The sequence below is a fragment of the Roseivivax marinus genome (genome assembly GCF_900109705.1).
GTDB lineage: Bacteria > Pseudomonadota > Alphaproteobacteria > Rhodobacterales > Rhodobacteraceae > Roseivivax > Roseivivax marinus.
In genome coordinates, this window is sequence record NZ_FOAI01000006.1 from 1 (window position 1) to 24,089 (window position 24,089).

Annotated in this window: 21 protein-coding genes and 1 tRNA gene; 9 read left to right on the forward strand and 13 right to left on the reverse strand. The window is 69.6% G+C overall.

Annotation, left to right across the window (positions count from 1 at the left end; all coding sequences use genetic code 11):
- Positions 1-363: 363 nt before the first annotated feature.
- From BMX29_RS08765 to BMX29_RS08795, 7 genes are all read left to right on the forward strand, one after another.
- Positions 364-855, forward strand: coding sequence for a flavodoxin family protein (locus tag BMX29_RS08765; RefSeq protein ID WP_092812012.1), 492 nt, complete (start codon positions 364-366; stop codon positions 853-855).
- A 90-nt stretch (positions 856-945) separates the two neighbouring features.
- Positions 946-1,503: a nuclear transport factor 2 family protein gene (locus BMX29_RS08770; RefSeq protein ID WP_092812014.1), complete on the forward strand. Its 558-nt coding sequence runs from the start codon at positions 946-948 to the stop codon at positions 1,501-1,503.
- On the forward strand, positions 1,500-3,194 hold the full coding sequence (locus tag BMX29_RS08775; RefSeq protein WP_092812016.1) for a hydantoinase B/oxoprolinase family protein: 1,695 nt from the start codon (positions 1,500-1,502) through the stop codon (positions 3,192-3,194). Before BMX29_RS08770 ends, BMX29_RS08775 begins: the two co-directional genes overlap by 4 nt.
- Positions 3,191-5,269, forward strand: coding sequence for a hydantoinase/oxoprolinase family protein (locus tag BMX29_RS08780; protein WP_092812018.1), 2,079 nt, complete (start codon positions 3,191-3,193; stop codon positions 5,267-5,269). The genes BMX29_RS08775 and BMX29_RS08780 overlap by 4 nt, the downstream gene beginning before the upstream one ends.
- The gene (locus BMX29_RS08785) at positions 5,262-5,876 is read left to right on the forward strand and encodes a cysteine hydrolase family protein (protein WP_092812020.1); all 615 of its coding nucleotides are present in this window, start codon (positions 5,262-5,264) and stop codon (positions 5,874-5,876) included. Before BMX29_RS08780 ends, BMX29_RS08785 begins: the two co-directional genes overlap by 8 nt.
- Complete coding sequence (locus tag BMX29_RS08790) at positions 5,873-6,739, forward strand: isocitrate lyase/PEP mutase family protein (RefSeq protein ID WP_043847531.1); 867 nt, start codon at positions 5,873-5,875, stop codon at positions 6,737-6,739. The genes BMX29_RS08785 and BMX29_RS08790 overlap by 4 nt, the downstream gene beginning before the upstream one ends.
- Positions 6,732-8,099, forward strand: coding sequence for an FAD-dependent oxidoreductase (locus BMX29_RS08795; protein ID WP_092812355.1), 1,368 nt, complete (start codon positions 6,732-6,734; stop codon positions 8,097-8,099). Before BMX29_RS08790 ends, BMX29_RS08795 begins: the two co-directional genes overlap by 8 nt.
- A 478-nt stretch (positions 8,100-8,577) precedes the next feature.
- On the opposite strand, the gene BMX29_RS08800 is transcribed toward BMX29_RS08795, so the two are convergent.
- The 6 genes from BMX29_RS08800 to BMX29_RS08825 form a co-directional block, all read right to left on the reverse strand.
- Positions 8,578-9,885 carry a TRAP transporter large permease gene (locus BMX29_RS08800; RefSeq protein ID WP_092812357.1) on the reverse strand — a complete coding sequence of 436 codons (1,308 nt, stop codon included), beginning with the start codon at positions 9,883-9,885 and terminating at the stop codon, positions 8,578-8,580.
- Complete coding sequence (locus tag BMX29_RS08805; RefSeq protein WP_092812022.1) at positions 9,885-10,391, reverse strand: TRAP transporter small permease; 507 nt, start codon at positions 10,389-10,391, stop codon at positions 9,885-9,887. Before BMX29_RS08805 ends, BMX29_RS08800 begins: the two co-directional genes overlap by 1 nt.
- An 85-nt stretch (positions 10,392-10,476) precedes the next feature.
- Positions 10,477-11,493 (reverse strand): TRAP transporter substrate-binding protein DctP, encoded by a 1,017-nt coding sequence (gene dctP, locus BMX29_RS08810; RefSeq protein ID WP_092812024.1) that lies wholly within the window; start codon positions 11,491-11,493, stop codon positions 10,477-10,479.
- A gap of 64 nt (positions 11,494-11,557) precedes the next feature.
- The gene (gene leuD, locus BMX29_RS08815; protein ID WP_092812026.1) at positions 11,558-12,160 is read right to left on the reverse strand and encodes a 3-isopropylmalate dehydratase small subunit; all 603 of its coding nucleotides are present in this window, start codon (positions 12,158-12,160) and stop codon (positions 11,558-11,560) included.
- Complete coding sequence (leuC, locus tag BMX29_RS08820; RefSeq protein WP_092812028.1) at positions 12,157-13,557, reverse strand: 3-isopropylmalate dehydratase large subunit; 1,401 nt, start codon at positions 13,555-13,557, stop codon at positions 12,157-12,159. The genes leuD and leuC overlap by 4 nt, the downstream gene beginning before the upstream one ends.
- On the reverse strand, positions 13,554-14,375 hold the full coding sequence (locus BMX29_RS08825) for a GntR family transcriptional regulator (protein ID WP_043844530.1): 822 nt from the start codon (positions 14,373-14,375) through the stop codon (positions 13,554-13,556). Before BMX29_RS08825 ends, leuC begins: the two co-directional genes overlap by 4 nt.
- Positions 14,376-14,721: 346 nt before the next feature.
- Between BMX29_RS08825 and BMX29_RS08830 the strand changes: the two genes are divergently transcribed.
- The gene (locus BMX29_RS08830) at positions 14,722-17,079 is read left to right on the forward strand and encodes a calcium-binding protein (protein WP_092812030.1); all 2,358 of its coding nucleotides are present in this window, start codon (positions 14,722-14,724) and stop codon (positions 17,077-17,079) included.
- A gap of 144 nt (positions 17,080-17,223) precedes the next feature.
- On the opposite strand, the gene BMX29_RS08835 is transcribed toward BMX29_RS08830, so the two are convergent.
- The 7 genes from BMX29_RS08835 to BMX29_RS08865 form a co-directional block, all read right to left on the reverse strand.
- Positions 17,224-17,298, reverse strand: a tRNA-Glu gene (locus BMX29_RS08835).
- 82 nt (positions 17,299-17,380) lie between these two features.
- A complete protein-coding gene (recJ, locus tag BMX29_RS08840) occupies positions 17,381-19,138 on the reverse strand; it encodes a single-stranded-DNA-specific exonuclease RecJ (protein WP_092812032.1) in 1,758 nt (585 codons plus the stop codon).
- 142 nt (positions 19,139-19,280) lie between these two features.
- Positions 19,281-20,246, reverse strand: coding sequence for a class II fructose-bisphosphatase (glpX, locus tag BMX29_RS08845; protein WP_043844532.1), 966 nt, complete (start codon positions 20,244-20,246; stop codon positions 19,281-19,283).
- A 159-nt stretch (positions 20,247-20,405) separates the two neighbouring features.
- Entirely contained in the window at positions 20,406-20,801 is a 396-nt protein-coding gene (locus tag BMX29_RS08850) for an NUDIX hydrolase (RefSeq protein ID WP_244889198.1), read from the reverse strand.
- Positions 20,794-22,080: a homoserine dehydrogenase gene (locus tag BMX29_RS08855; RefSeq protein ID WP_092812036.1), complete on the reverse strand. Its 1,287-nt coding sequence runs from the start codon at positions 22,078-22,080 to the stop codon at positions 20,794-20,796. Before BMX29_RS08855 ends, BMX29_RS08850 begins: the two co-directional genes overlap by 8 nt.
- Positions 22,081-22,551: 471 nt before the next feature.
- Positions 22,552-22,866 carry a hypothetical protein gene (locus BMX29_RS08860; protein WP_092812038.1) on the reverse strand — a complete coding sequence of 105 codons (315 nt, stop codon included), beginning with the start codon at positions 22,864-22,866 and terminating at the stop codon, positions 22,552-22,554.
- 71 nt (positions 22,867-22,937) lie between these two features.
- Positions 22,938-23,375: a c-type cytochrome gene (locus BMX29_RS08865; RefSeq protein ID WP_092812040.1), complete on the reverse strand. Its 438-nt coding sequence runs from the start codon at positions 23,373-23,375 to the stop codon at positions 22,938-22,940.
- Between the two features lie 265 nt (positions 23,376-23,640).
- Here BMX29_RS08865 and BMX29_RS08870 point away from each other — a divergent pair, with 265 nt between their 5' ends.
- Entirely contained in the window at positions 23,641-24,075 is a 435-nt protein-coding gene (locus BMX29_RS08870) for a DMT family transporter (protein WP_092812042.1), read from the forward strand.
- The last annotated feature ends 14 nt before the right edge of the window (positions 24,076-24,089 follow it).

A 24,089-nucleotide genomic window follows, 5' to 3' on the forward strand; every position in this document is an offset into this window, starting at 1 on the left:
CCCGTCCGCCCCGTCTGGCGTCCCGTTGGCGCCTCAGCGCCGCCGGTGAGGGGCTATCTACGGATAACCGCCAAACCCTGCAACAGGAAAAATCATCCAAGGCGAACTTTTTTTGAAAAACCCGTCATACAAGGGCTTCGAGCGGGGTCGCGTGCATCTTGAGGCGGCACAGCCCAAGGCCCGATCACGCTCGAACCGCGGGATCTGAGGTGAATCGCGGCTGAATCGGCAGCGACTCGCGCCGTCGCGGCCCGAGTCACCCCGGTTCGCGAGTCGAATCCTCGGTGCGCGGACTGTCTGCCCCCCTGCCCCGCTCTACGATTCTTCTCGATCGCACCGAACCCCGACCAGGAGGCCCAAACGATGCCCCGTCTGCTGATCGTCCACCACTCCTCGACCGGCGGCACACGCCAGATGGCCGACGCGGCCTACGCGCGCGCGCGCGAAGAGTTACATGAAGACGTGCGTTCGCTGACGGCGGACGCGGCCGGCCCCGACGACCTGCTCGCCGCCGATGGATACCTCTTCGCGGGCCCGGAGAACCTCGCGGCGATCGCCGGGGTGATGAAGGACTTCTTCGATCGCAGCTACTACCCGGTGCTCGGCCGGATTGAGGGCCGACCCTACGCCCAGATGGTCTGCGCGGGCTCGGACGGCGAGAACGCCGCCCGGCAGGTTGCACGCATCGCCCAGGGCTGGAGGCTTCGCGAGGTGCACGACCCCCTGATCGTCTGCACCCATGCCCAGACCCCCGAGGCCATCCAGGCCCCGAAGACCATTTCCGACAGCGATCTCGAGCGTTGCGGTGAACTCGGCCAGGCTCTCGCGGCAGGGCTCGCCCTCGGCGTTTTCTGAGGAAACCAGCCGGGCCGTCCGTGCCTTCGTTCTTTCCCCAGACATCTTTCTGTATTATAGAAGATACAGGATGACCGGGGAGCCAGAGCCATGCCCATCGTCGAACTGCACCTGCTGGAGGGATACGACGACGCCGCCCGCACGCGGCTCGGCGAGGCGCTGACCGACGCCGTCCGGCTCGTCGTTCCCGCCGCGCCCGAGGCGATCACGGTGATGATCCACGAGCGCGCGCCCTCCCAGTACATGCGTGGACGTACGCAGCGCGCGGGCGCGCCTGCCCTTCCCGATCCGTGCGCCGTGGTGCGCGGCTACCTCGACGCCATGGAGGCGCGCGATCTCGACGCGGCGCGGGCCTGCCTCGGGCCGGGCTTCATCATGACCTTCCCCGGCAGCGGACCGATGACCACGCTAGACGAGCTGATCGCGTGGTCGAAGCCGCGCTACCGCCACGTGGCCAAGACCTACGAGGCTTTCGAACCCTGCCCCACCCCCGGCCCCGCCGTGGTCTACGCCCGCGGCACGCTGCACGGCGCGTGGCCCGATGGCACGCCCTTCGAAGGCATCCGGTTCATCGACCGGTTCGAGCTCGAGGCGGGGCTCATCACGAAACAGGACGTCTGGAACGACATAGCGGAGGTGCGCCCTTGAGCGACGCAGCCATAGACCCGATCACGCTGGCCGTGCTGGCCGGCCGAATGGAACAGATCGCCGACGAGATGGACGCGACCCTGTTCCGCGCGGCCTTCAACCCGATCATCGCCGAGGCGCATGACGCCAGCCACGGCCTTTACCACGCCCGGACCGGCGACACCCTGGTGCAGGGCAAATCCGGCCTGCCGATCTTCGTCGGCGTCATGTCCTTCGCCGTGCGCGCGGTCATCGACAAGGTGCGCGAGACCGGCGAGACGCCGCAGGACGGCGACATCTGGATCTTCAACGACGCGCATCTCGGGGGCACGCACCTCAACGACATGCGGCTGGTGCGCCCCTACTTCCGCGACGGAGAGCTGTTCTGCTGGCTGGCCTCGGTCGGGCACTGGCACGACCTCGGCGGCGGCGCGCCCGGCAACTACAATCCGGCGGCCAAGGACGCCTTCCAGGAAGCCTTCGTGCTGCCACCAGTGAAGCTCGCCCGCGCGGGCGAGATGGATCGGGGCGTGCTCGACATCATCCTGCGCAACACCCGCCTGCCGCAATCGGCCGAAGGCGATCTCAACGGACAGCTCGGGGCGCTCGACCTCGGCGTGAAGCGCATGGACGAACTGCTGGGCGAATACGGCGGCGGAACGGTGTCCGCAGCGCTCGACGCGCTTTCGGATCGCGCCGACACGCTGATGCGGGCCGAGCTGGACGCATTACCCGACGGTCGCTGGGAGGCCGAGGATTTTCTCGACAATGACGGCATCGTGGACGAGGCGCTGCCGATCCGGGTGGCGCTGGAAATCCGCGGCGACCGCATGACGCTGGATTTCGAGGGCACGGCGGACCGCTGCCAGGGGCCGGTGAACATCGCGCGGCCGACGGCGGTGGCGACCGCCTACGTCGCGATCAAGCACATCTTCCCGATGCTGCCGGCCAATGCCGGCGTGATGCGGGCCATCGACGTGCGCATTCCGGAAGGCTCGCTTCTGTCCGCAGAGTTTCCCGCCCCGGTCAGCGGATACACCGAAACGATCCTGAGGATGATCGACGTGATCTTCGCCGCCGCGTCGCAAGCCGCGCCCGACCGGGTGGTGGCCAACGCCTACGGCACGATCAACGCGCTCTCGATCGCGGGACGCAAGAAGAATGGCCAGCCGTGGGTGATGTTCTCGTTCTACGGCGGCGGCCACGGCGGTTCGCCCGAGTCGGACGGGCTGAACCACGGCAGCGCGCCGATCTCGACCGCGACGATCCCGCCAATGGAGATCCTGGAGGCCGCCTACCCGGTGATGTTCCGGCAATGGGCGCTGCGCCCCGACTCCGGCGGCGCCGGACGTCATCGCGGCGGGCTGGGCGCGATCTACGAAATCGAGGTGCTCGAAGAGAACGGGGCCGAGGTCTTTCTCTTCGGCGAACGCGGCAAGCACGCGCCAAAGGGCGTGGCCGGCGGCAGCGAGGCGGCGACCAACCGCTTCTCCTACCAGACCGACGACGGTTGGGCGCAGCCGCCGATGGTCTCCAAGATGCGGGGAATACAGTTGAGACAGGGACAGGCGGTGAGGCTCGAGACCCCCGGCGGCGGCGGCTACGGCCCGGCGGCCGAGCGCGACCCCGAAGCGGTCGCGCGCGACGTGGAACGCGGGTTGCTCGGGGCGGATGCGGCAGAACGGCTTTACGGCCGTGGAGGTGCGGCATGACCGAGACCACCGGCAAGCGCATGATCGGCGTGGACGTGGGCGGCACGTTCACCGACGTCTTCTTCCTCGACGAGGCCGCGGGCGAGGCGCGCGTGGCCAAGGTGCCGACGACCCGCCCGGACCAGTCCGGCGGTTTTCTCGAGGGAATTCGCCGCGAGACCGACGACCTCTCGGGCGTCAGCGCTGTGATCCACGGGACCACCGCCGGCACCAACGCGCTTCTCGAACGCAAGGGCGCGCGGATCGGCGTCATCACCACCGAGGGCCTCCGCGACGTGCTCGAGATGCGCCGCCGCGACCGGCCCCGCACCTGGGGTCTGCGCGGCGAGTTCGAACCGGTCGTGCCCCGCGACCTGCGCCTCGAGGTGCCCGAGCGCACGCTCGCCGACGGCACCATCCGCACGGCGGTCGATCTCGACGCGGTGCGCGCGGCGGCAGAGCATCTCCGCGCGGCCGGTTGCGAAGCGGTCGCGGTGCTCTTCGCCAACTCCTACGCCAACCCCGAGAACGAGGCGAAAGCCGTCGCCGCCCTGCGCGAGACATGGCCCAATCCGCACGTCTCCTGCTCGTCCGAGATCCTGCCCGAGATCCGCGAGTTCGAGCGGTTTTCGACCACCGCGCTCAACGCCTACCTCCAGCCAGAGGTGTCGGGTTACCTGAACCGTCTCGACGGTGCCCTGCGAGAGGGAGGCTTCGGGTCGGAATTCATGATCGTGCAGTCGAACGGCGGCGTCATGGGTGTCGAGACCGCGTGCCAGCTGCCCGTCCGCACGGCGCTCTCCGGTCCTGCGGCCGGCGTGATCGCCGCGGGCTACATCGCGGGCGAGGCCGGGTTTCCGGACGTCATCACCGGCGACATGGGCGGCACCAGCTTCGACGTCTCGCTGATCGCCGACGGGCATTCGATGCTCGCGCCGCAGACTTCCATCGACTTCGGCATGGTCGTGCGGACACCGATGATCGAGATCACCACCATCGGCGCGGGCGGCGGGTCCATCGCCTGGGTCGATAAGGGCGGCCTGTTGAATATCGGCCCCGAAAGCGCGGGCTCCACCCCCGGCCCGGTCGCCTACGGGCAGGGCAACGACCGGCCCACGGTCACCGATGCCAACGTGGTGCTGGGCCGGATCGATCCGGACAATCCCATCGGCGGCAAGCTCGACCGCCTCGACGTGGACGCGGCGGGCCGCGCGATCGACATCCACGTGGGCGACAAGCTCGGCCTGTCGACGGTGCAGGCGGCCGAGGCGATCCTGCGGGTGGCGAACTCGCGCATGGCGGGGGCCATCCGTCTCGTCAGCATCGAACGCGGCTTCGACCCCAAGCGCTTTGCCTTCATGCCCTTCGGCGGCGGCGGTGCGCTGCACACCGGGGCGATGCTGGCCGAGGTCGGCATCGGGCGGGCGATCGTCCCGCGCTATCCCGGCGTCACATCGGCCATAGGCTGCGTCATTGCCGACATGCGGCAGGACTTCGTGCAGACGATCAATTCGACCGTGGACGACCTCGACACCGCCGCCCTCACCCGCTTCATGCAGGACCACGTGAACACCGGCACCGCCATGCTCGAGGGGACCGAGACCCGGTTCGAGGCGCGCGAGACCGTGTTCGAACTCGACATGGCCTATGTCGGCCAGACCCACACCGTGTCCGTGCCGATCCCGGTCGAGGTGCGCAACGGCAAGGTCCATGCACCGAATGCCAAGCAGGTGGCCGAGGCCTTCGACGATGCCTACAACACCGCATACGGACGGCTTCTGCCGAACGGCACCCGCCGCGTGATGAACCTGCGCTCGGCGGTGATCGGCAAACATCCCAAGTTCGACCTGACAACACTCGCCCCCTCTGGCGGCAGCGTCGAGGATGCGCTCAAGGGATCACGCCGGGTGCATTTCGGCGACGACTGGCACGACACGGCGATCTACGATCGCCTCGCCCTGCCCGTGGGCGCCGAGGTCGCGGGCCCGGCGATCCTCGAACAGGCGGACACCACCGTCCTGATCGAGCCCGATCTGACCGGCCGCGTGGACGCGTTCGGCAACACCATCATCACCCGGAAGGACTCCCATGGCTGAGAACTTCGACCCGAAGCGCACCGCGCTTCTGACCATCGACCTGCAGAACGACTTCCTGCACCCCGAAGGCGCTTACGGCCGAGCGAACCAGCGCGCCGACGCCATCGCCGCCCTGCCCGCGCGCATCCGCCCCCTGCGCGACGCGCTGCGCGCCGCCGGCGGCACCTACGTCTCGGCCCAGTTCACTCTGGTGCCGGGGCCCAATGACGAGCCGCTGATCTCGCCCCACCTGAAGGAGCTGCGCCCCTTCCTCGGCAAGGGCGATTTCGCCCCGGGCAAGTTCGGCCACCAGCTCGTCGATGAGCTCGGTCCCGCCGACTACACCGTCGAGAAGGTCGCCTATTCCGCATTCTACCAGACGCGGCTGGAGTTCATCCTGCGCAAGCTCGGCATCGACACCGTGATCGTGGGCGGGATCGTCACCAACGGCGGCGTGGCCTCGAGCGTGCGCGACGCACACCTGCGCGACATCCATACCGTCCTGCTGACCGACGGCTGCGCGGCGTTCAAGGACGAGGTCCACGCAGCCACGCTCACCGCGCTTGGCTCGCTCGGCCCGCAAATGACCTGCGCCGAGGCGGCCGCGATGGCGGAGGGCGCGACATGAGCCTGCGCGCACGACTGGCCGAGGACCCGATCCTCGTCGCGCCCGGGGTCTATGACGCGCTGACGGCGGCGCTCGCCGCCGAGGCCGGCTTCGAGGCGCTCTACCTCTCGGGCGCGGCAGTGGCCTACACCCGCCTCGGACGCCCCGACATCGGCCTGACCAGCGCGACCGAGATGGCCGACACCATGGCGCTGATCGCGGACCGGGTGTCCCTGCCCGTCATCATCGACGCCGATACCGGTTTCGGGAACGCGCTGAACGCGCAGCGCACCATGCGGATGTACGAACGCGCGGGCGCCGCGGCGCTTCAGGTCGAGGACCAGAGCTATCCCAAGCGCTGCGGCCACCTCGCCGACAAGTCGCTCATCCCGCAGGCCGAAATGGCCGGCAAGATCGGCGCCATGGCCGAGGCCCGGGCCTCGGACGAGACACTTATCATCGCACGAACCGATGCCATCGCGGTCGAGGGCATCGACGCCGCCTTCGCCCGCGCCGAAGCCTACATCGCCGCCGGCGCCGATGCCCTCTTCATCGAAGCGCCCCGCTCGGGCGACGAGATGACCCGTGTGGCGCAAACCTTCGGCGACCGCATCCCTTTGCTGGCGAACATGGTCGAAGGCGGCGCCACGCCGATTTCGTCCGCCGAGGACCTGCAGAGCATGGGCTTTTCCATCGTCATCTTTCCCGGCGGGATCGTCCGCGCGCTGGCCAAGACCGCCCAGGATTACTACGCCAGCCTCGCGCAGAACGGATCGAACCGGCCGTTCGGGGATCGGATGTTCGATTTCGGCGGCCTGAACGAGGTGATCGGAACCCCCGAAATGCTGGCAGAAGGCCGCAAGTGGGATGGCAGCGATGGCTGATGCCGCGCCCACGCCCGACGCCTTCGACTTCGAGGTCGGCACGCTGATCGTCGGCGGCGGCGCCTGCGGCATGGTCGCGGCGCTGGCCGCCCACGAGGCCGGACAGGAGGTTCTGGTGATCGAGGCGGACCCCGTCCCGCAGGGTTCGACCGCGCTGTCCGCCGGGCTGATCCCGGCAGCAGGCACCGCGTTCCAGCGCGACGCCGGGATCGAGGACGACCCCGACCGCTTCGCCGCCGACATCCAGGCCAAGGCGCACAACGAGAACGACCCGGCGCTGGTCGACGCGCTCGCACGCGGATCTGCCCCGGTGGTCGAATGGCTGGCCGAGACGCACGGCCTGCCGTTCTCGGTGGTCACCGATTTCGACTATCCCGGCCATTCCCGGCGCCGGATGCACGGCCTGCCCTCTCGCGCGGGGCGCGAGCTGATCGACACGCTGCGCGCCACCGCCGAGGCGGCGGGCATTGACGTGATCTGCGACCGGCGGGCCGAGACGCTCTTCCACGAGGGCACCCGGATCACCGGCGTGGCCATGCGCCGCCCGGATGGCGGCGTCGAGACCGTGGGCTGCGCCAAGCTCGTGCTGGCCTGCAACGGCTTCGGGGGCAACCGTGACATGGTTGCCCGGCACATGCCCCAGATCGAGGACGCACTCTGGTTCGGCCATGACGGCAACCGCGGCGAGGCCGTGGACTGGGCCGGCGCGCTTGGCGCGCGGACGCGGCATCTGGGCGCCTACCAGGGGCACGGCAACGTCGCGCACCCGCACGGCATCCTCATCACCTGGGCCACGATCACCGAGGGCGGCGTTCAGGTGAACCGCAACGGCGATCGCTTCTGGAACGAGGCGCAGGGCTATTCCGAGGCGGCGCGTTCGGTGCTCGCCCAGCCAGGCGGCGAGGCGTGGACACTGTTCGACAGCCGCATCGCCGGGATCGCCCGCCAGTTCGAGGACTTTCGCAATGCCGAGGCGCAGGGCGCAGTCGTGACGGCAGACACGCCCGAGGCGCTGGCGGAGGCCCTGGGCCTCACGCCCGCTGCGGTGGCGCGCGCGCTGTCGGACCGGCCGGGTGCGGGCGAGGACGCCTTTGGCCGCGACTGGACCGGCGTCGCGTCGCTCGCTCCGCCCTATTGCGGCGTGCGGGTCACCGGGGCGCTCTTCCATACGCAGGGCGGTCTAGAGACCGACGGCACGGGCCGCGTTCTGCACGAGGACGGCAGCGTCTTCCCCAACCTCTTCGCCGCCGGCGGCGCCGCCTGCGGCGTCTCGGGCAAGGGCGACAGCGGCTACCTGTCCGGCAACGGCCTTCTCGCGGCAGTGGTGCTGGGACGTGCCGCAGGAGCAGCGAAGGTCTGAGAGGCCGGCGGACGCTGTCCGCCCGCTTCCTCATCTTCTCCGAGCCCCCCACGCCCGCCAGGGACCGCGGCCGCAAGCCGCCGCGCGGTACGCGGCCGCCGCATCGACCGGCGGCAGGACGAGGCTGCGGGCACGACGTCCAACCCGCTCGGTTTACTCGGGATCATTCGAAGCGTTGGAAACACGGGGACGTCGCTCCGCATCCCGAAGATGAGCTTCAGAAGCCGCCTGCCCGTCCCGCCGCCCGCGCTGCACTTCCAGTGATTTGCTTTGAACGGGGAGAGAGCGTCTTTGCCCGCGTAGGCTTCCCCAAAGCTTTTCTGCGGCGAAATCGTCCGACCCGAAACGAGGCCGGTGCGCCTGCGGACCGGCGATGCACCTCGCGCCTACGGGCTCGGCCTCCCACAGGTGCGCCGTTCTCTGCCCGACCGGACCCCGTGTTACCCCGGGGGCGGCTCTCGCCGCCCCCGGGCTGACCTCAGCGTCCCGGCAACCACAGCGCCAGCTGTGGGAACGCCACCAGCAGCGCCACCAGGAGAAGCGAGCAGCCGATGAACGGGAACGCCGCGCCGTAGATGTCGCGCATGGTGGTGCCCGGGGGCGCCACGCCCTTCATCACGAAGAGCAGCAACCCGAAGGGCGGCGTGGTAAAGCTGATCTCCAGCGCCAGCAGCATCACCAGCCCGAACCACACAGGATCGAAACCCAGCGACTGCGCCAGCGGAAAGAAGATCGGCACAGTCAGCAGCATGATCGAGATCTGCTCCATGAACATGCCCAGAAGCAGCAGCACCGCGAACATCACGCAAAGCATCGCCAGTGCCGAAAGCTCGAACCCGGTCGCCCAGTCGATCAGTCCCGACGAGGCGCCCGAGAACGCCAGAAGCTGGCTGAACGTGGCGGAGCCAAAGACGATCAGGTAGGCCATCAGCGTGACCTTGAGCGCGCCCCGGATCGATTCCACCAGCGACTCCCATGTCAGGCCCCGGAAGATCGCGGCGAGGATCAGCACCCCGAGCGCCCCGAAGGCCGCGGCCTCCGACGGCGTGAAGACGCCGCCGATCATGCCCGCGACGGTCAGGACCATCACCGACAGCATCGGCACCACGTCGCGCATCACGAGCTTCAACTTCTCGCCGAGCGACATGTAGGGCACCTCGTAGGCCGGCGCCGCGTCGGGGTCGATCTTGACCTGCAGCCAGATCGTCGCGACGTAGAGGCCCGCGAGGATCAGGCCCGGCACCACGCCCGCCAGCAGCAGCGCCCCCACGTCCACGCGGGCAAGCGTTGCCAGCAGCACCGCCAGCGCAGAGGGCGGGATGATGATGGCAAGGCCGCCGGTCCCGAGGATCGGCCCGATCGACATGTGCCGCTTGTAGCCGCGCTCGATCATCTCGGGCACCATCAGCGCGCCCAGAAGGGCGGTGGAGCCCATGGACGAGCCCGACAACGTCGAGAAGCCGGTCCCGCCGATCACGGTGACGTAGGACAGCCGGCCCGGCAGGCGCCCGAGCAGCTTGTCGATGGCGCCGAACATCCGCGTGCCGAGTCCGGTGAAGAAGAACAGCTCGCCCATCAGCAGGAAGAGCGGGATCGGCACCAGCGCAAAGCTCGTCACCGCTCCGAAGCCATTGTCGAGCAGCTGGATGATGCCCGCGCCGCCCCCCATGAAGATCCATGCGCCAAGGATGTTGGCCGCGAGGAAGGCCAGCGCCACAGGCATACCCGTGGCCATCAGCACCATGATCGCGCCCAGCAGAAGGCCGAGCGCTCCGTACCATTCCATCATTCGTGCACCCCCGCCTCGCCGGAATGCATCAGCTCCTCGCCGAACACGAAGCGCCCGAATTCGATCGCCATCAGCGTGAAGCTGATCGGGAACGCGATGGTCAGGATCCACTTCGGGGTGAAGTAGGCGCGCACGTCGAAGTCGCTGCGGACGACGTTGGTCCAGAAGAGCTCCGCCCCTTTCCAGGCCAGGATCGCCGAGATCAGCACACAGGCGGCCGCGACCGCGCGACTGACCGCAGCCTGTCCCCCCGGCGGCAGCGCCGAGGTCAGAAGCTCGATGTGGACATGGCCCTTCTCGCGCACGAGCCAGGGCGCGCCCGGCATCGTCATGTAGAGCAGCGCGTATTCGGACGAGGTGAAGAGCCAGGCGTAGGGTTGCAGCCCGAGGTTTCGCAGCGTGACCGAGATCACGATGGACACCATCAGCCACAGAAGCATGGCGCCCGCGACGATCGCCATCAGAGTGACGAAGCCGTCATAGGCGCGGCGCAGAGATCGCATGAGATCGCCTTTCGCGCGTGGGGTGGGAAAACGCAGGCGGCGCCCCTCCCGGCCGGGACGGGGCGCCGCCATTGATGTGTGCCGGTTACTCGGCGTCGGCCCCGGGGTCGTAGAAGTGCTCGATCAGGGCGTCATAGTTTCCGGCCCCCTGCGGCGCCTCCTCCATCAGCCGCTGCATCCGGCCCCAGGTGCGCTCGCGTGCGGCGGCGAGATACTCGGCCGCGGCCTCGCCCTCGAGCTCGACCACTTCCATGCCCTGCTCGTCGAGCGCGGCGAAATCCTCGTCACGCTTGGCGCGCATTGCCTCGACCGAAGACGCCTCGTGCTCGATCGCGACCTCCTGAAGGATCGTCTGCGCCTCTTCCGAGAGGCCCTCCCACGTGTCGAGGTTCACGATCACCCCCAGGTCGGTGGAGAAGAAGCACGGCTCGATGCGGTAGTTCAGGAAGTCGTTCCATTTCAGGTCGATCAGCCCGATCTGGGTCCAGCCGGTCGCGTCGACCACGCCACGCTCGAGCGCCGAGTAGACGTCGGTGGTCGGCAGGTCGATCACCTGCGCGCCGAGATACTCGGTGAAGAAGGCGTTGTAGACCGCGTTGCCGCGCAGCCGCAGGCCGGAGACGTCGAGATTGCCGTCCTCGTCCAGCTCGGGCTCATTGCGGGTCCAGAGGTTGTAGCAGACCCCGCTGTCGAACCACCCGAGATACTTAACGCCCATCTTCTCCTGGTGGATCTGGTCGATCAGCTCGATGCCGCCGTTCTCGCGCGTCTCGATGGCGGTGAGGTTCGACGCCACCAGCGCGTCCTTCTCGGGCACGGTGCCCGCGTAGAACGAGCCGGGCGTATAGACCATGTCCACCACGCCGTTCCGGACCGCCTCGGGCTGCTGGAACATGCCCATTGCCTCGGGGCCGCCACGGACCTCGATCTGCACGACACCCTCGCCACGCTCGTTCACCTTGTCTACGAACTCGAGGAAGCTCTGGGTGTAGATCAGCGTCTCGGGGAAGGCATGGACCGCGGTCAGCGTCTCCTGTGCCTGCGCCGCGCTTGCGAGGGTCATGATCCCCGCGAGTGTGCCACCGATGGTCGTCATCTTCATGGTCGTCTCCTTGTCTGTCGCTGCCGTTTTTCGGGGCAGTCGTTGGTTGGATCGGTCCCCGCGGTCAGCCCGCGGAGGAGGTGCCGTCCCCGGCCCAGACCCACGGCGCGTCCGTCGCGCGCCGGTGGCGGTAAGCCGAGATGTCGTCGAGATGCGCACGGGTCAGGTCGATATCGTCCCACCCGTTGATGAGCTTCTGCCGCCAGATGTCGGGGATGTCGAAACCGTGGGTCTGCCCGCCAATCGTGAGCGTACCCGCTTCGAGGTCTACGGACGCCTCGGCGGTGCCGTCCCCGAGCGCCTCGAGAACCTCGGCCGCGTCGCGCACTGCTGCCGGCAGCAGACCGTTGTTTACGGCGTTGCCCGCGAAGATGTCGGCGAAGCTCTCGGCAACGACCACGCGGATGCCAGCATCGACCAGCGCGTAGACCGCCGCCTCGCGCGAGGAGCCGCTGCCGAAGTTGGGTCCGGCAACGAGAACGGAGGCGTCGGGGTGACGGTCGAGCGGGAAGTCCGCATCGCCATCACGCAGGTCGGCGAAGAGAAAGCCGCCGTAACCCTCGGCCCGGCTCGCGGACATGAAACGCGCCGGGATGATCTGGTCGGTGTCCACGTTCGCGCGCGGCAGCGCCACAGCGAGACCCTCGTGCGTCGTCCATCCGGTCATCGGTCGCGTCCCTCCAGAAGCGGGCGGGCGTCGGTGAGCGTGCCGGTCACGGCCGCCGCGGCGACCATCACCGGGGACATCAGGTGCGTGCGCGCACCCCGCCCCTGTCGCCCGCGAAAGTTGCGGTTTGTCGAGGACGCGCAGCGCTTGCCCGGCTCCACGATGTCGCCGTTCATGCCGACGCACATGGAGCACCCGGCGGCGACCCATTCGAGGCCGGCATCCGTGAACACCTTGTCGAGGCCCTCGCGCTCGGCTTGCGCGCGGATCAGCATGGAGCCGGGCGAAACCACTCCGGGCACCTTCGCGCGCCGTCCTTCGAGCACCTTCGCGGCGGCGCGCAGGTCCTCGATCCGGGCATTGGTGCAGGAGCCGAGGAACACCTGGTCCACCGCGATGCCATCGAGCGGCGCGCCCGGTGTCAGGCCCATGTAATCCAGCGCTTCGCGCGCCGCTTGCGCCCGTCCGGCGTCGAGCGTGTCGGGATCGGGCACCGTGGCACTGATCGGCGCGGCCTGCTCGGGCGAGGTGCCCCAGGTCACGGTGGGTGCGATGCCGGCCGCGTCGATTTCGACCTCGCGGTCGAAGCGCGCGTCCGCGTCCGTGTGCAGGTCTGCCCACGCGGCGAGCGCGCCGTCCCATGCATCGCCCTCGGGTGCGAAGGGCCGACCTTTCACGTAGTCGAAGGTTGTCTCGTCCGGGGCCACGAGCCCGAAGCGCGCGCCGCCCTCGATCGAGAGGTTGCACAGCGTCATGCGCCCCTCCATCGACAATGCCCGCACCGCCTCGCCGGCGTATTCCACCGCGTGGCCGGTGGCCCCGCCGGTGCCGAGCCGCGCGATCCAGTGCAGGGCGATGTCCTTGGCGGTCACGCCCGGCCCCAGCGCGCCGTCCACGCGGATTCGCATGGCCTTGGGCCGGCTCGCACGGATCGTCTGCGTAGCCAGCACGTGCGCCACCTGCGTCGCGCCGATCCCGAAGGCCAGCGCGCCGAAGGCGCCGTGTGTCGAAGTGTGGCTGTCACCGCAATTGATCGAAAGACCCGGCAGCGTCAGCCCCTGCTCGGGGCCCAGAACATGCACGATCCCCTGACGCGGATCGCGCAGGCCGAACAGACGGATGCCGTGACGTTCGGTGTTGGTCTCGAGCCGATCGAGCATCTTGGCGATGTCGGGATTGGCCACCGCGTCGCGGCCGCGCGTGGGCGCGTAGTGATCGGCCACGCCGAAGGTCAGGTCGGGCTCGGCCACTTCCAGTCCGCGCTCAGCGAGCTTGGCGAAGGCGTGGTGCGACCCCTCGTGCACGAGATGGCGATCCACCCAAAGCAGCGACGTGCCGTCGGGATCGACACGGACCTCGTGCGCGTCCCAGAGCTTGTCGACCAGCGTGCGGCTCATGCCTTGCCTCCGTTCCCGTCTTCCATGTCCTCGGCGCTGCGGTCGCCCACGACCGGCTCCCAGTGGCGCGCGTCGTCCGCCCCCACCCGGGTCAGTGCCATCTCCAGCTTGAATCGGTCGGGTCGGTAGAGGGCCGAAAGATGCTCGACCACGCGGCCGCGCGCGTCCCGCACCACCCGGCGCAGCGACAGCAGCCCCGACCCGGTCGAGCATTCCAGTGCCTGCGCCACGTCCGGCGAGGCCAGCGTCGCGCTTACCGTCTGGTGCGCCGAGGCCACCCGCACGCCAGAGCGTTCGAGCAGCTGGTAGAGCGGCGTGTTGGCCAGATCGGCCTCGGAATAGTTCGCCGCGATGTCTTCGGGCACGTAGGTCGTCAGGTGCGAGAACGGCTGTCCTTCGGCCAGGCGCACGCGGACGGCAGTCTGCACCCGCTCACCCTCGGCGATCCCCATCTCGCGGGCGACCTGCGCCGGCGGCACGTCGTAGGAGAACGACAGGAGCCGCGCCGAATGCTGGCCCATGCGAACGATCTGCGGGATCAGCGTGGTGACGTCGGCGGCCATCGCCTCGGTGCCGGGCGCGGCCGAAACACGCGTGCCGCTGCCCGCCCTCCGATCGATCAGCCCGTCGCCCTCGAGCGCATCGAGCGCGCGACGGATGGTGACCCGGCTGACCCCGTAGCTTTCGGCGAGGCGCTGCTCTCCGGGCAGAAGCGCTCCGGGACCGTGCACGCCCGACGTGATATCGTCGCGCAGCAGCAGGTAGACCCGGCGGGCCTTTCCGCCTTCGGGAAGCGTGGGGCGCAGGTGATCGCGCATGTATCCTCCGAATATGGGCCGAAGGTGATCCGGTCCGACGCCACCGTCGACATCGGCGATTGACCGGAGCCTAGCACGATGTTTCCCGAAATGGAAGAAATCTGTATTACAGATAATACAGACAGATGCGCCCACGGCGGAACAGGCCCGGCCCGGCCATTGCCGGTGAAACGGGGCGTCCGCCCTGCGCCACGGCTCAACTTATGCCCTAATTCCTGCGCTCGGATAAAACCGTAGCTTGCAGGGCTTCTCGTGCCTTTAATTGCGGCGTTCCGACCACGCATCTCATATTTCGCATTCGTGACCGGCACGCATTTTGAAGCATCAAGTCATATCGGGAGGTCACATGGCCATTTTCACAGTCACCAGCGGCGCGGATACCAGCGACGACACGGACGGCGTCCTTACCCTTCGCGAGGCCATCGCCGAAGCCGACGCCGCCGCGGGCCCGGACACGATCCTGTTCGATCCCGGCATCACCAACGTCACCCTCGCAGGGACCCTGACCCTGTCGACCGAGATTACCGTCGACGGCGACATCAACGGGGACGGCCTCAGCGACGTGACCATCTCGGCCGCGAACTCGAGCATGCACTTCATGGTCACCGAGGACGGCGACGCCACCCTGCGCAATCTCGTGCTGACCGACGGGCGCTCGACCGGGTTCGGGAGCGCGTCTCCCGGCGACATCGCGCAGGCGGCCTCGATCCTCAATCTCGGCAGCCTCGAGATCGCGCGTGTCGCGATCCAGGAATCCGACGCCTTCGGGAAGCCCGGCGCGGACGGCTCCAACGGCGGAAACGGCCTGAACGGGACCGACGGCGCCAGCGGCCGCAATTTTATCGTCTTCCCGCCGCAGACAGCCACGGCCGGCGCTGACGGAACCGACGGCGGCGTCGGCGGCCTCGGCGCAACCGGAGGCACCGGCGGCGACGCGGCGACCGTGGTCAACGCGGGCGACCTGAGCATCGTGGATTCGGCCTTCGGGCCGGGCCTCGACATCCGGGGCGGCGTCGGTGGCGACGGCGGCGATGGCGGCGCGGGCGGACGCGGAGGCGACGGCGGTGATGGCGGTCGCCTCGGCGGCATCATCGTCGCGGCCGGGGGCGACGGCGGCGACGGCGGCGCCGGAGGACGCGGGGGCACCGCAGGCACTGGCGGGTCGGTCAGCGCCGGTGTCTGGACCGAGGGCGGGGAAATTGCGGTGACCGGCGCGGTCGCATTCGGAGACGCGAACGCCATCCTTACCCGGGGCAATCCGGGCACCCGCGGCGACGGCGGCGACGGCGGTCTCGGCGGCACGGGCGGAACCGGCGGCGTGGGCACCAGCGGGTCTGACGGATTCGATGCCTTTAACGGCCCGCTCGGCAGCTCCGGCTTCTTCGGCCAGGTGCAGTCGTTCTTCGCGAACGCCACGCCCGACAACGACACCGTGGTCGACACGGTGGTCTACGCGAACGCCTATGCCGACGCCGTCGTCGAGGGCGACACGCTGCGCTTCTCGGTCGTGCGGATCGGCAGCACCGACACGAACTTCACCGTGGACTACGCGATCACCGGCATCGACGCCGAAGACATCGCCTCGGGCGCGCTGTCGGGCACGGCGACGTTCACCGCCGGCGGCCCGGACATCGTGACGGTGTCGCTGGAACTGACCTCGAACGACGCAGGCGGCGCCGACGAGACCGCGTCCTTCGCCCTGTCGAACCTCGTGCGGACCTCGGCCAGCTCCGAGACCCAATCGCTGGGCGTTGCCACGGCGTCGACGCTGGTCGAGGCCGGAGAGCTTACGTCGATCGTCTTCGAGGGTGACGGCACCGACGAGCTCATCGAGGGCGGCGATTTCGATGACACGCTCTCGGGCAACGGCGGCGACGACACCGTGCTCGGCGGTGCGGGCAATGACGTCATCGGTGGCGGAGAGGACGACGACGACCTCTCGGGCCAGGGCGGCGACGACACCATCGCGGCCTCGGACGGCAACGACGAGGTCAACGGCGGCGAAGGCGACGACTTCATCGGTGGTGGAGAGGGCAACGACACCATCGAGGGCGGCGACGGAAACGACACCATCGGCGGTGGCCGCGGCGACGACGTCAGCAACGCGGGCGACGGCAACGACGTGAACAACGGCGGACCCGGCGACGACGTGCTGCTCGGGGGTGAAGGCGACGACACCATGGGCGCCAGCTTCGGCGACGACAGCGTGGTCGGCGGATCGGGAGACGACTCGCTCGGGGGCGGCACCGGTCAGGACACGCTCGACGGCGGCACCGGCAACGACAGTCTCGGCGGAGGAGAAGGCAACGACACCGTGCTCGGCGGCAGCGGCGACGACTTCCTCGCCGGCGGCGGCCGCGACGACCGGATCGAGGGAGGCACCGGCAACGACACGATCAACGGCGGTCCCGGCAACGACACCATGTCCGGCGGCGCCGGGGCGGACGTCTTCGTGTTCACCGAGTGGTTCGACGGCGAGACCGACCGCATTCTCGACTTCGACGACGGCACGGACCTCCTGCGCCTGTCGGGCGTCGAGAACGCGCCGGGCTCGGGCCTGCAGGGCCGGGTCGATGCGCTCGACATCTCGGACGTCACGCTGGGCGGCGTCGCCGCGGCCCAGATCTCTTACGAGGGCCAGACCATCCATCTCCTGGGCGTCGCGGCCTCCGACCTGACGCTCGACGATTTCATCTTCGTCTGAGCGCAAAACCGAGACCGGTCCCGCCTCCCACTCCGGGCGGGGCCGGAACACCGAGACGGCCAAGGCCCGACGTGAAACATCGGTCCGACTGGATCAGATCAGCCGCATGTATGAGATGTGTTCGGGGGGTGCGCCAAGGAAAAGTGGCAGCCCGTAGGGGAATCGAACCCCTCTTTCCAGGTTGAAAACCTGGCGTCCTAACCGATAGACGAACGGGCCGCGCTTGGCGTGGGGCGGTGTCTAAGAAAAACCGCGGGACCCTGCAAGAGGAATTTGCCGGATTTCTCACCTTTCCCGCACGTCATGCGGGCGCGGCATCCTCGAGGCGCAGCTGGACGCTCCGCCGGCCCTGCCAGTCGTTGATCTCGACCCGTCCCGCGAGGTGGAATCGCGCGCCGCGATGGTCCGCCAGTGCGCCGCCGAGCGGGCCGTCGAAGGCGCCGAAGGCGATTCCCGACAGGGTCGGGCCGGTGCCGTCGCCGAAACTCAGGCGCAGGTGTCCCTCGCCCACGCGCTTGGCGAAGGTGATCCGCATGTCGGGGAAGACAAAGCGCGGCGCCGGGGCCCCTGCCCCGAAGGGACCGACGCGGTCGAGGTCCTGGATCGTCTCCACCGAGGCAGCGCCGGGCATCAGCAGACCGTCGAGCCACAGGTCCGCGGCGCCGCCGGTGCCGGCTCCCTGCCGCGCCAGAAGCTCGCTCAGCCGCGCCATGGCGGGCTCCAGCTTATCGCGCGCCACCGTCAGGCCGGCGGCCATGCGGTGGCCCCCTCCCTTCTCCAGCAGGCCTTCGGCCGCCAGCCGCTGGATGGACGCGCCGAGGTCCACGCCCGCGACCGAGCGGCCCGAGCCCTTGCCGGTGTCGCCATCGAAGCCGATGACGATACTCGGACGGTTGGTCAGTTCCTTGAGGCGCGAGGCGACGATGCCCACGACACCCGGGTGCCACCCTTCACCCGCGGCCCAGACCAAGGGCGCGTCGAGGCCGCGCTCCTCGGCCTGCGCGAGTGCCGCGGCCCGCACCGACGCCTCGACCTCGCGCCGCTCGACGTTGAGCTGCTCCAGCCGGTCGGCCATCGCGCGGGCGGTGTGGGGATCGGTCTCGGCCAGGAGACGGGCGCCGAGATCGGCCTTGCCGATGCGCCCGCCCGCGTTCACGCGCGGCCCGAGGACATAGCCCAGATGGTAGGATGTGGGTGCCGTGTCGAGCCGCGCCGCGTCGCCAAGCGCCACCAGCCCGGGGCGGGCGCGCCGCGCCATGACCTTCAGCCCGGTGCGGACGAGCGCGCGATTCACCCCGATCAGCGGCGCCACGTCCGCCACGGTGGCCAGCGCCACGAGATCGAGAAGCGGCATCAGGTCCGGCCCCGCGGCGCCGGCCTCGCGCATCTGACGGCCGCACTCGACCAGCATCAGGAACACCACGGCCGCGGCGCAGAGATGCCCGAGGCTGCCGTCCTCGTCCTGCCGGTTGGGGTTCACCACGGCATGGGCATCGGGCAGCGTCTCGCCGCCGAGGTGGTGGTCCAGCACGACGACGTCGGTGCCCGCGGCGGCGGCGATGGGACCGTGCGAGAGCGTGCCGCAGTCGACGCAGACGATCAGGTCGTGGCCGCGGGCAAGCTCGGCCATGGCAGGCTCGTTGGGGCCGTAGCCCTCGTCGATGCGGTCGGGAATGTAGAGCGTGGCCGCCCGGCCCTGCTGGCGCAGCCAGTCGATCAGCAACGCGGCGGAGGCGCCACCGTCGACGTCGTAGTCGGCGAAGATCGCGATGCGCTCGCGGTCGCGCACGGCGCGGCAGACCCGCGCGGCGGCCTTGTGCATGTCGCGCAGGGAGGCCGGATCGGGCAGCAATGCCTTCAGCGTCGGCTCGAGATAGTCGAGCGCGCCCTCGCACGGCACGCCCAGCCGCGCCAGCGTCTGGCACAGGCTCGGCGAGAGGCCGGTGGCCTGCCCGATGGCCTCGGCCTGACGCGCAACCTCGGGCGATGGTCCGATCCAGCGCCGACCCGAGAGCGAGGCCTCCACGCCCAGAAAGGAGTCCGGCCGGTCCGCGACCATGTCTGCCTCTCCCGTTGGTTCATGAAAATCCGTGGCGCGCCGTCCGCCGGCGCGGTGGGCGCGCGCCCCGCTCCGGTCCGGGGGGGCGCTGCGCGATCGTTTCATCGGGCCACCCGTGCGACGGGCGGCCGCCCCTTGCCGTTCAGCGCGTGGGGTTGCGGTAGTTCATCCGCCGAACCGATCCGGTCTTGGAGCGCATCAGGATCGTCTCGGTGGTCAGGTAACCCACCTCGCGCTTGATCCCCGGCACCAGCGAGCCGCTGGTCACGCCGGTCGCCGCGAAGATCACATGGTCGGTGACCATGTCGTCGCGGGTGTAGATGCGGTCGAGATCCGTGATCCCGGCCTTGGCCGCACGGCCCCGCTCGTCATCGTTGCGGAACAGCAGACGGCCATACATCTGGCCACCCATGCACTTGAGCGCCGAGGCCGCGAGCACGCCCTCGGGCGCTCCGCCCGAGCCCATGTACATGTCGATGCCGGTGATGGCCGGCTCCGCGGCGTGCATTACGCCGGCCACGTCGCCATCGGTGATCAGGCGGATCGCGGCGCCGGTGGCTCGGACCTCCGCGATCATCTCCTCGTGGCGGGGCCGCTCGAGGATGCAGACCGTGATCTCTTCCGGAACCGCGCCCTTGGCCTCGGCCAGGGCGAGCACGCGATCGCGCGGGCTCATGTCGAGGGTAACGATGCCATCGGCGTAGCCCGGCCCGATGGCGAGCTTTTCCATGTAGACGTCGGGCGCGTGCAGCATCGAACCGCGCGGGCCCATGGCAATCACGGTCAGCGCGTTCGGCATGTCCTTGGCGGTAAGGGTGGTGCCCTCGAGCGGGTCGAGCGCGATGTCCACGGCGGGCCCGTTGCCGGTGCCGACTTCCTCGCCGATGAAGAGCATCGGCGCCTCGTCGCGCTCGCCCTCGCCGATGACCACTGTGCCGGCGATGTCGAGAAGGTTGAGCTGGTCGCGCATGGCGTTGACGGCGGCCTGGTCGGCCGCCTTCTCGTCGCCGCGCCCGATCAGCTCGGCCGACGCGATGGCCGCCTGCTCGGCCACGCGGGCGAGGCCGAGGGACAGCATCCTGTCGTTGAAATCCGTGGGGGCGGCCATGCGTGTGCTCCGGTCTTTGGTCAAATCAATGCGGTGTCGGGGACCCGTCTAGCCGCTTGCGCGCACACAAGGCAAGCCGACCGCGGCGTGGGAGCGGCGGCGCAAAACTTTAATTATAGTTTTGCGCGTCCGGCGCGCGTCCGCGCGTCACAATCTTAATTAAGATTGTGACGCGGCCCGGAGCGCGATCCGATCGACGTCCCGGCTCGCCATGATCCACCCGCCGATGACCTGGAGAAGCGGGAACCAGCGCGCCTCCTCGGCATCGTCACCGGCACTCACCTTGCCGTGCTCGAAGCCCATGCGCACCGCGTGCAGCAGGTAGGTCTCGCGCGGCGTCACTACCTCCAACGTGCCGAGCCGGGCCAGCGGTCGCGCCGTCACCCCGGTCTCTTCGAGAAGCTCCCGGCGGGCCGCGTCCTCGACGCCCTCGCCCGCCTCGATCTTGCCGCCCGGGTAGCCCCAGAGCCCGGCATCGGGACGGTTGCGCCGCCGCACCAACAGCACCGCGCCGTCGTGGAGGACCACGGCCAGCGCGGCGGGGATCTCAGACACGTTCGATCCGAAGCACGACCGGCACCCCATCCACCACGCCGGTGGCGAGCATCGCCTCGATGGCGGTGTCCAGGGCCGCGCGCGTCGCCTTGTGGGTCACGATGAGCACCGGGGCGGTGTCCTTCTCATGGCCGTACTGGCGCATCCGCGCGATCGAGATGCCCGATTCACCCAGGGCCGCCGCGACCTTGGCCAGCGCACCGGGGCGATCCACAAGCGACATCCGCAGGTAGTATCCCGCGGGCGTTGCTGCCGCCGCCGGGGTCGCCACCTTGAGCGACGAGGCCGCCTGCCCGAAGGTCGAGATGCGGAAGCCGCGCGCGAGGTCCATGACGTCGCCCATCACAGCCGAGGCCGTCGGCCCCTCGCCCGCGCCGGCCCCGCGCATCACGATCTGGCCCACCTGGTCGCCTTCGATCACCACCATGTTGGTGCCGCCGTCGAGCTGCCCGAGCGGCGAGGTCGCGGGCACGAGGCACGGCGCCATGCGCTGCTCGAGCCCCCGCCCGGTCATCCGGCTGACGCCCAGGAGCTTGATCTTGTAGCCCATGTCGGCGGCCTGGCGGATGTCGTCGATGGACACACGGCCGATTCCCTCGAGTTCCACGGCATCGAAATTCACCTGCGTGCCGTAGGCGATCGCCGACAGCAGCGACAGCTTGTGCCCGGCGTCGATGCCCCCCACGTCGAGTTCGGGGTCGGCCTCGAGATATCCGAGCGCGTCAGCCTCGTCGAAGGCGTCCTGGTAAGTCAGCCCGCCGGTCTCCATCCGCGTGAGGATGTAGTTGCAGGTGCCGTTCATCACGCCCATGACCCGCGTGATCTCGTTGCCGGCAAGGCCCTCGGTCAGCGCCTTGATGACGGGGATGCCCCCCGCCACGGCCGCCTCGAAGCGCAGGATCGCGCCGCGCGCCTCGGCCAGTTCGGCCAGCGCCTGCCCGTGATGCGCCAGCATCGCCTTGTTCGCGGTGACCACGTCCTTGCCCGCCTCGAGCGCCGCGGTGGTCGCGGCCTTGGCCGGGCCGTCCGAGCCGCCCATCAGTTCGACGAACACGTCCACGTCGTCGCGGGTGGCCAGCGCCACGGGATCGTCCTCCCAGGCATAGTCGGCGAGCGACACGCCGCGATCCTTGTCGCGGTGGCGCGCCGATACGGCGGACACCTGGATGTCGCGGCCGGTGCGCTCGGAGAGCAGCGCGGCCTTCTGGCGGACGATCTTCACCACGCCCGCACCGACGGTGCCGAGCCCCGCGATGCCGAGGCGGAGGGGAGTGGTCATGGCATGGCTCCTTCGATCAATGCGGCCCCGGGGCCGTTGGCGCGGCCCGCACGCGCGGGCAGGACGGTCGCGGGCCTCCTAGCGCCAGAACGAGGCCGCTGCAACGGCGGCGCATCGCGCGCGTCATGTCGCCTTGGCGATGCGGCGGGGAGGACGCGGTGTCCGGGTGATGGTGTGCACCGGCGGTCGGTCAGGGGCGTGGCCGCGGTCGATACGCCGGCTTTGAGCTCGGAAGAGCCTCCGCCTCGTTCGCGTCGATTCCGGCAGGGAGGGCCATGGCCCACGCCCTTTGGGACGGTAGCGGACGCCGAGACCGCGATCCACCGATGGACACCTCGTCGCCGCGGACGCGGGTCGGCACCCGTTTCCTTGCTTCGACGCAGTCGGCCGCGTGTCGGGGTGTTGCGCATCGTCCGATAGCTCGATGCCCGAGCGTCCAGCCGCGCGGGCCTCACCTCCGGACGGGTCCTCCTACGGGTCGCCGATGTCGCGGTCGATACCCCGGTCGAGCCGGGCGCGGGTCGCGTCGTCGATCACCGGACCGTCGAGACCGGCGGCACGGCGACGGAGCGCGTCGGCCCGGCTTTCGACCGCGCCGCGCATCTCCGGCGTCGCCCGGGCCGGGGTGCTGGCCAGCAGCGTTTCGATCGGGACGAGGTCGGGATAGGCCGCGCGCGCCACGTCGGCGCTTTCGGCAGCCTCGATCTCGGGGAACTGCACGCACGCCCCCGCGAGGACGAGCGTGCCGACGCAGAGGCTCGGGAACAGGGGCAGGGTTCGGCGCATGGCACGGGCTCCGGTCGGACGACGCCTCCCTTGTGCCCGCCCCTGCCCCGCGATGGCAAGCGGCGCGGCGCTCACCGGGTCTTTTGCACGGTCTCGAGGTACTCGACCAGCGCCACCAGCTTGCGCGGCGTGGGCGTCGCGGTACCGTCGCCGCTGTCGTAGGGCACGAGGTCGCCCGACAGAAGTTCTCCGAACTCGGGCATGGCGGGGCCGGACAGGTCCGAGCGCGCGTAGCCGTCCACCGTCGAAAGCACCTTGGCGCGCGGGAAGCTGTCTCCGTGGCGCAGGGAGATCAGCGTGAGGTCCGCCGGCGCGCGACGGTTCTGCCGGGCGAGCGGTCCGTTGCCGGTCGCATCCTCTCCGTGGCAAGCCGAGCAATAATCCATGAAGAGCGCGCGCCCCTCGGATGCATCCGGCATGCCGGCCAAGTCGGCGCTCTGCGGACCCCGGGTCTCGTCGCACCCGGCCACCGCGGCAACGATCAGGAAAACTGCGGAAATACGAAACATGTCACGCCTCCGGGATTGAAACTTCACGCTCACGTGTCTGTGTGCCCGTGGTCAGCGGACCCCGCAAGTCCGCATTCCCGGAAATCGACCGCCTCGGCGCGAACCGGCCCGCGGTCGTTCCACGCCGTCCAATCGCGCCGCGCGTCCCTGGCTGGCCCGTCCGGCGCACACCTGCCCTGTCGCGGCCAGCGCCTTCGCGCCCGGTGCACTTTCCCGCCGGTCTCGCTTAGGCTCGCGCCGAAACCCCCTCGGTACGGAGACCGCCATGCCCCTGTCCGCCGCAATCATGTTCGCCGCCGGGATCGGTATTCCGCTTCTCGCGGCGCTCAATGCACAACTCGGCGTCCGGATGGGCTCTCCGGCTGCGGCCGCGGTAATCCTGTTCATGGTTGCGCTTCTGGCCGCGCTTGCCGTGTGTGTCACGCTCGGCCCCGCCGCGCTGATGCGCGCGCAGGGACAGCCCCGGCACCTGTTCCTCGGCGGGTTGCTCGTCGCGTTCTACGTGCTGTCGGTGACCTATATCGCGCCCAGCTTCGGGGTCGGGAACGCGGTGTTCTTCGTGCTGATCGGACAGCTGGTCAGTTCGGCCGCCATCGACCAGTTCGGTCTTTTCGGTGCACGGCAGGAAGCGCTGACCGCGACGCGCGCCACCGGCATCGCGGTCATGGCCCTGGGCGTCTGGATCACCCAGCGGGCCTGAGCGCGGGACCGCGC

Coding starts and splice junctions, on each gene's coding strand:
- BMX29_RS08765 (WP_092812012.1), top strand. CDS start 364: ATGCCCCGTCTGCTGATCGTCCACCACTCCTCGACCGGCGGCACACGC.
- BMX29_RS08770 (WP_092812014.1), top strand. CDS start 946: ATGCCCATCGTCGAACTGCACCTGCTGGAGGGATACGACGACGCCGCC.
- BMX29_RS08780 (WP_092812018.1), top strand. CDS start 3,191: ATGACCGAGACCACCGGCAAGCGCATGATCGGCGTGGACGTGGGCGGC.
- BMX29_RS08785 (WP_092812020.1), top strand. CDS start 5,262: ATGGCTGAGAACTTCGACCCGAAGCGCACCGCGCTTCTGACCATCGAC.
- BMX29_RS08790 (WP_043847531.1), top strand. CDS start 5,873: ATGAGCCTGCGCGCACGACTGGCCGAGGACCCGATCCTCGTCGCGCCC.
- BMX29_RS08795 (WP_092812355.1), top strand. CDS start 6,732: ATGGCTGATGCCGCGCCCACGCCCGACGCCTTCGACTTCGAGGTCGGC.
- BMX29_RS08800 (WP_092812357.1), bottom strand. CDS start 9,885: ATGGAATGGTACGGAGCGCTCGGCCTTCTGCTGGGCGCGATCATGGTG.
- BMX29_RS08805 (WP_092812022.1), bottom strand. CDS start 10,391: ATGCGATCTCTGCGCCGCGCCTATGACGGCTTCGTCACTCTGATGGCG.
- dctP (WP_092812024.1), bottom strand. CDS start 11,493: ATGAAGATGACGACCATCGGTGGCACACTCGCGGGGATCATGACCCTC.
- leuD (WP_092812026.1), bottom strand. CDS start 12,160: ATGACCGGATGGACGACGCACGAGGGTCTCGCTGTGGCGCTGCCGCGC.
- leuC (WP_092812028.1), bottom strand. CDS start 13,557: ATGAGCCGCACGCTGGTCGACAAGCTCTGGGACGCGCACGAGGTCCGT.
- BMX29_RS08825 (WP_043844530.1), bottom strand. CDS start 14,375: ATGCGCGATCACCTGCGCCCCACGCTTCCCGAAGGCGGAAAGGCCCGC.
- BMX29_RS08830 (WP_092812030.1), top strand. CDS start 14,722: ATGGCCATTTTCACAGTCACCAGCGGCGCGGATACCAGCGACGACACG.
- recJ (WP_092812032.1), bottom strand. CDS start 19,138: ATGGTCGCGGACCGGCCGGACTCCTTTCTGGGCGTGGAGGCCTCGCTC.
- glpX (WP_043844532.1), bottom strand. CDS start 20,246: ATGGCCGCCCCCACGGATTTCAACGACAGGATGCTGTCCCTCGGCCTC.
- BMX29_RS08855 (WP_092812036.1), bottom strand. CDS start 22,080: ATGACCACTCCCCTCCGCCTCGGCATCGCGGGGCTCGGCACCGTCGGT.
- BMX29_RS08860 (WP_092812038.1), bottom strand. CDS start 22,866: ATGCGCCGAACCCTGCCCCTGTTCCCGAGCCTCTGCGTCGGCACGCTC.
- BMX29_RS08865 (WP_092812040.1), bottom strand. CDS start 23,375: ATGTTTCGTATTTCCGCAGTTTTCCTGATCGTTGCCGCGGTGGCCGGG.
- BMX29_RS08870 (WP_092812042.1), top strand. CDS start 23,641: ATGCCCCTGTCCGCCGCAATCATGTTCGCCGCCGGGATCGGTATTCCG.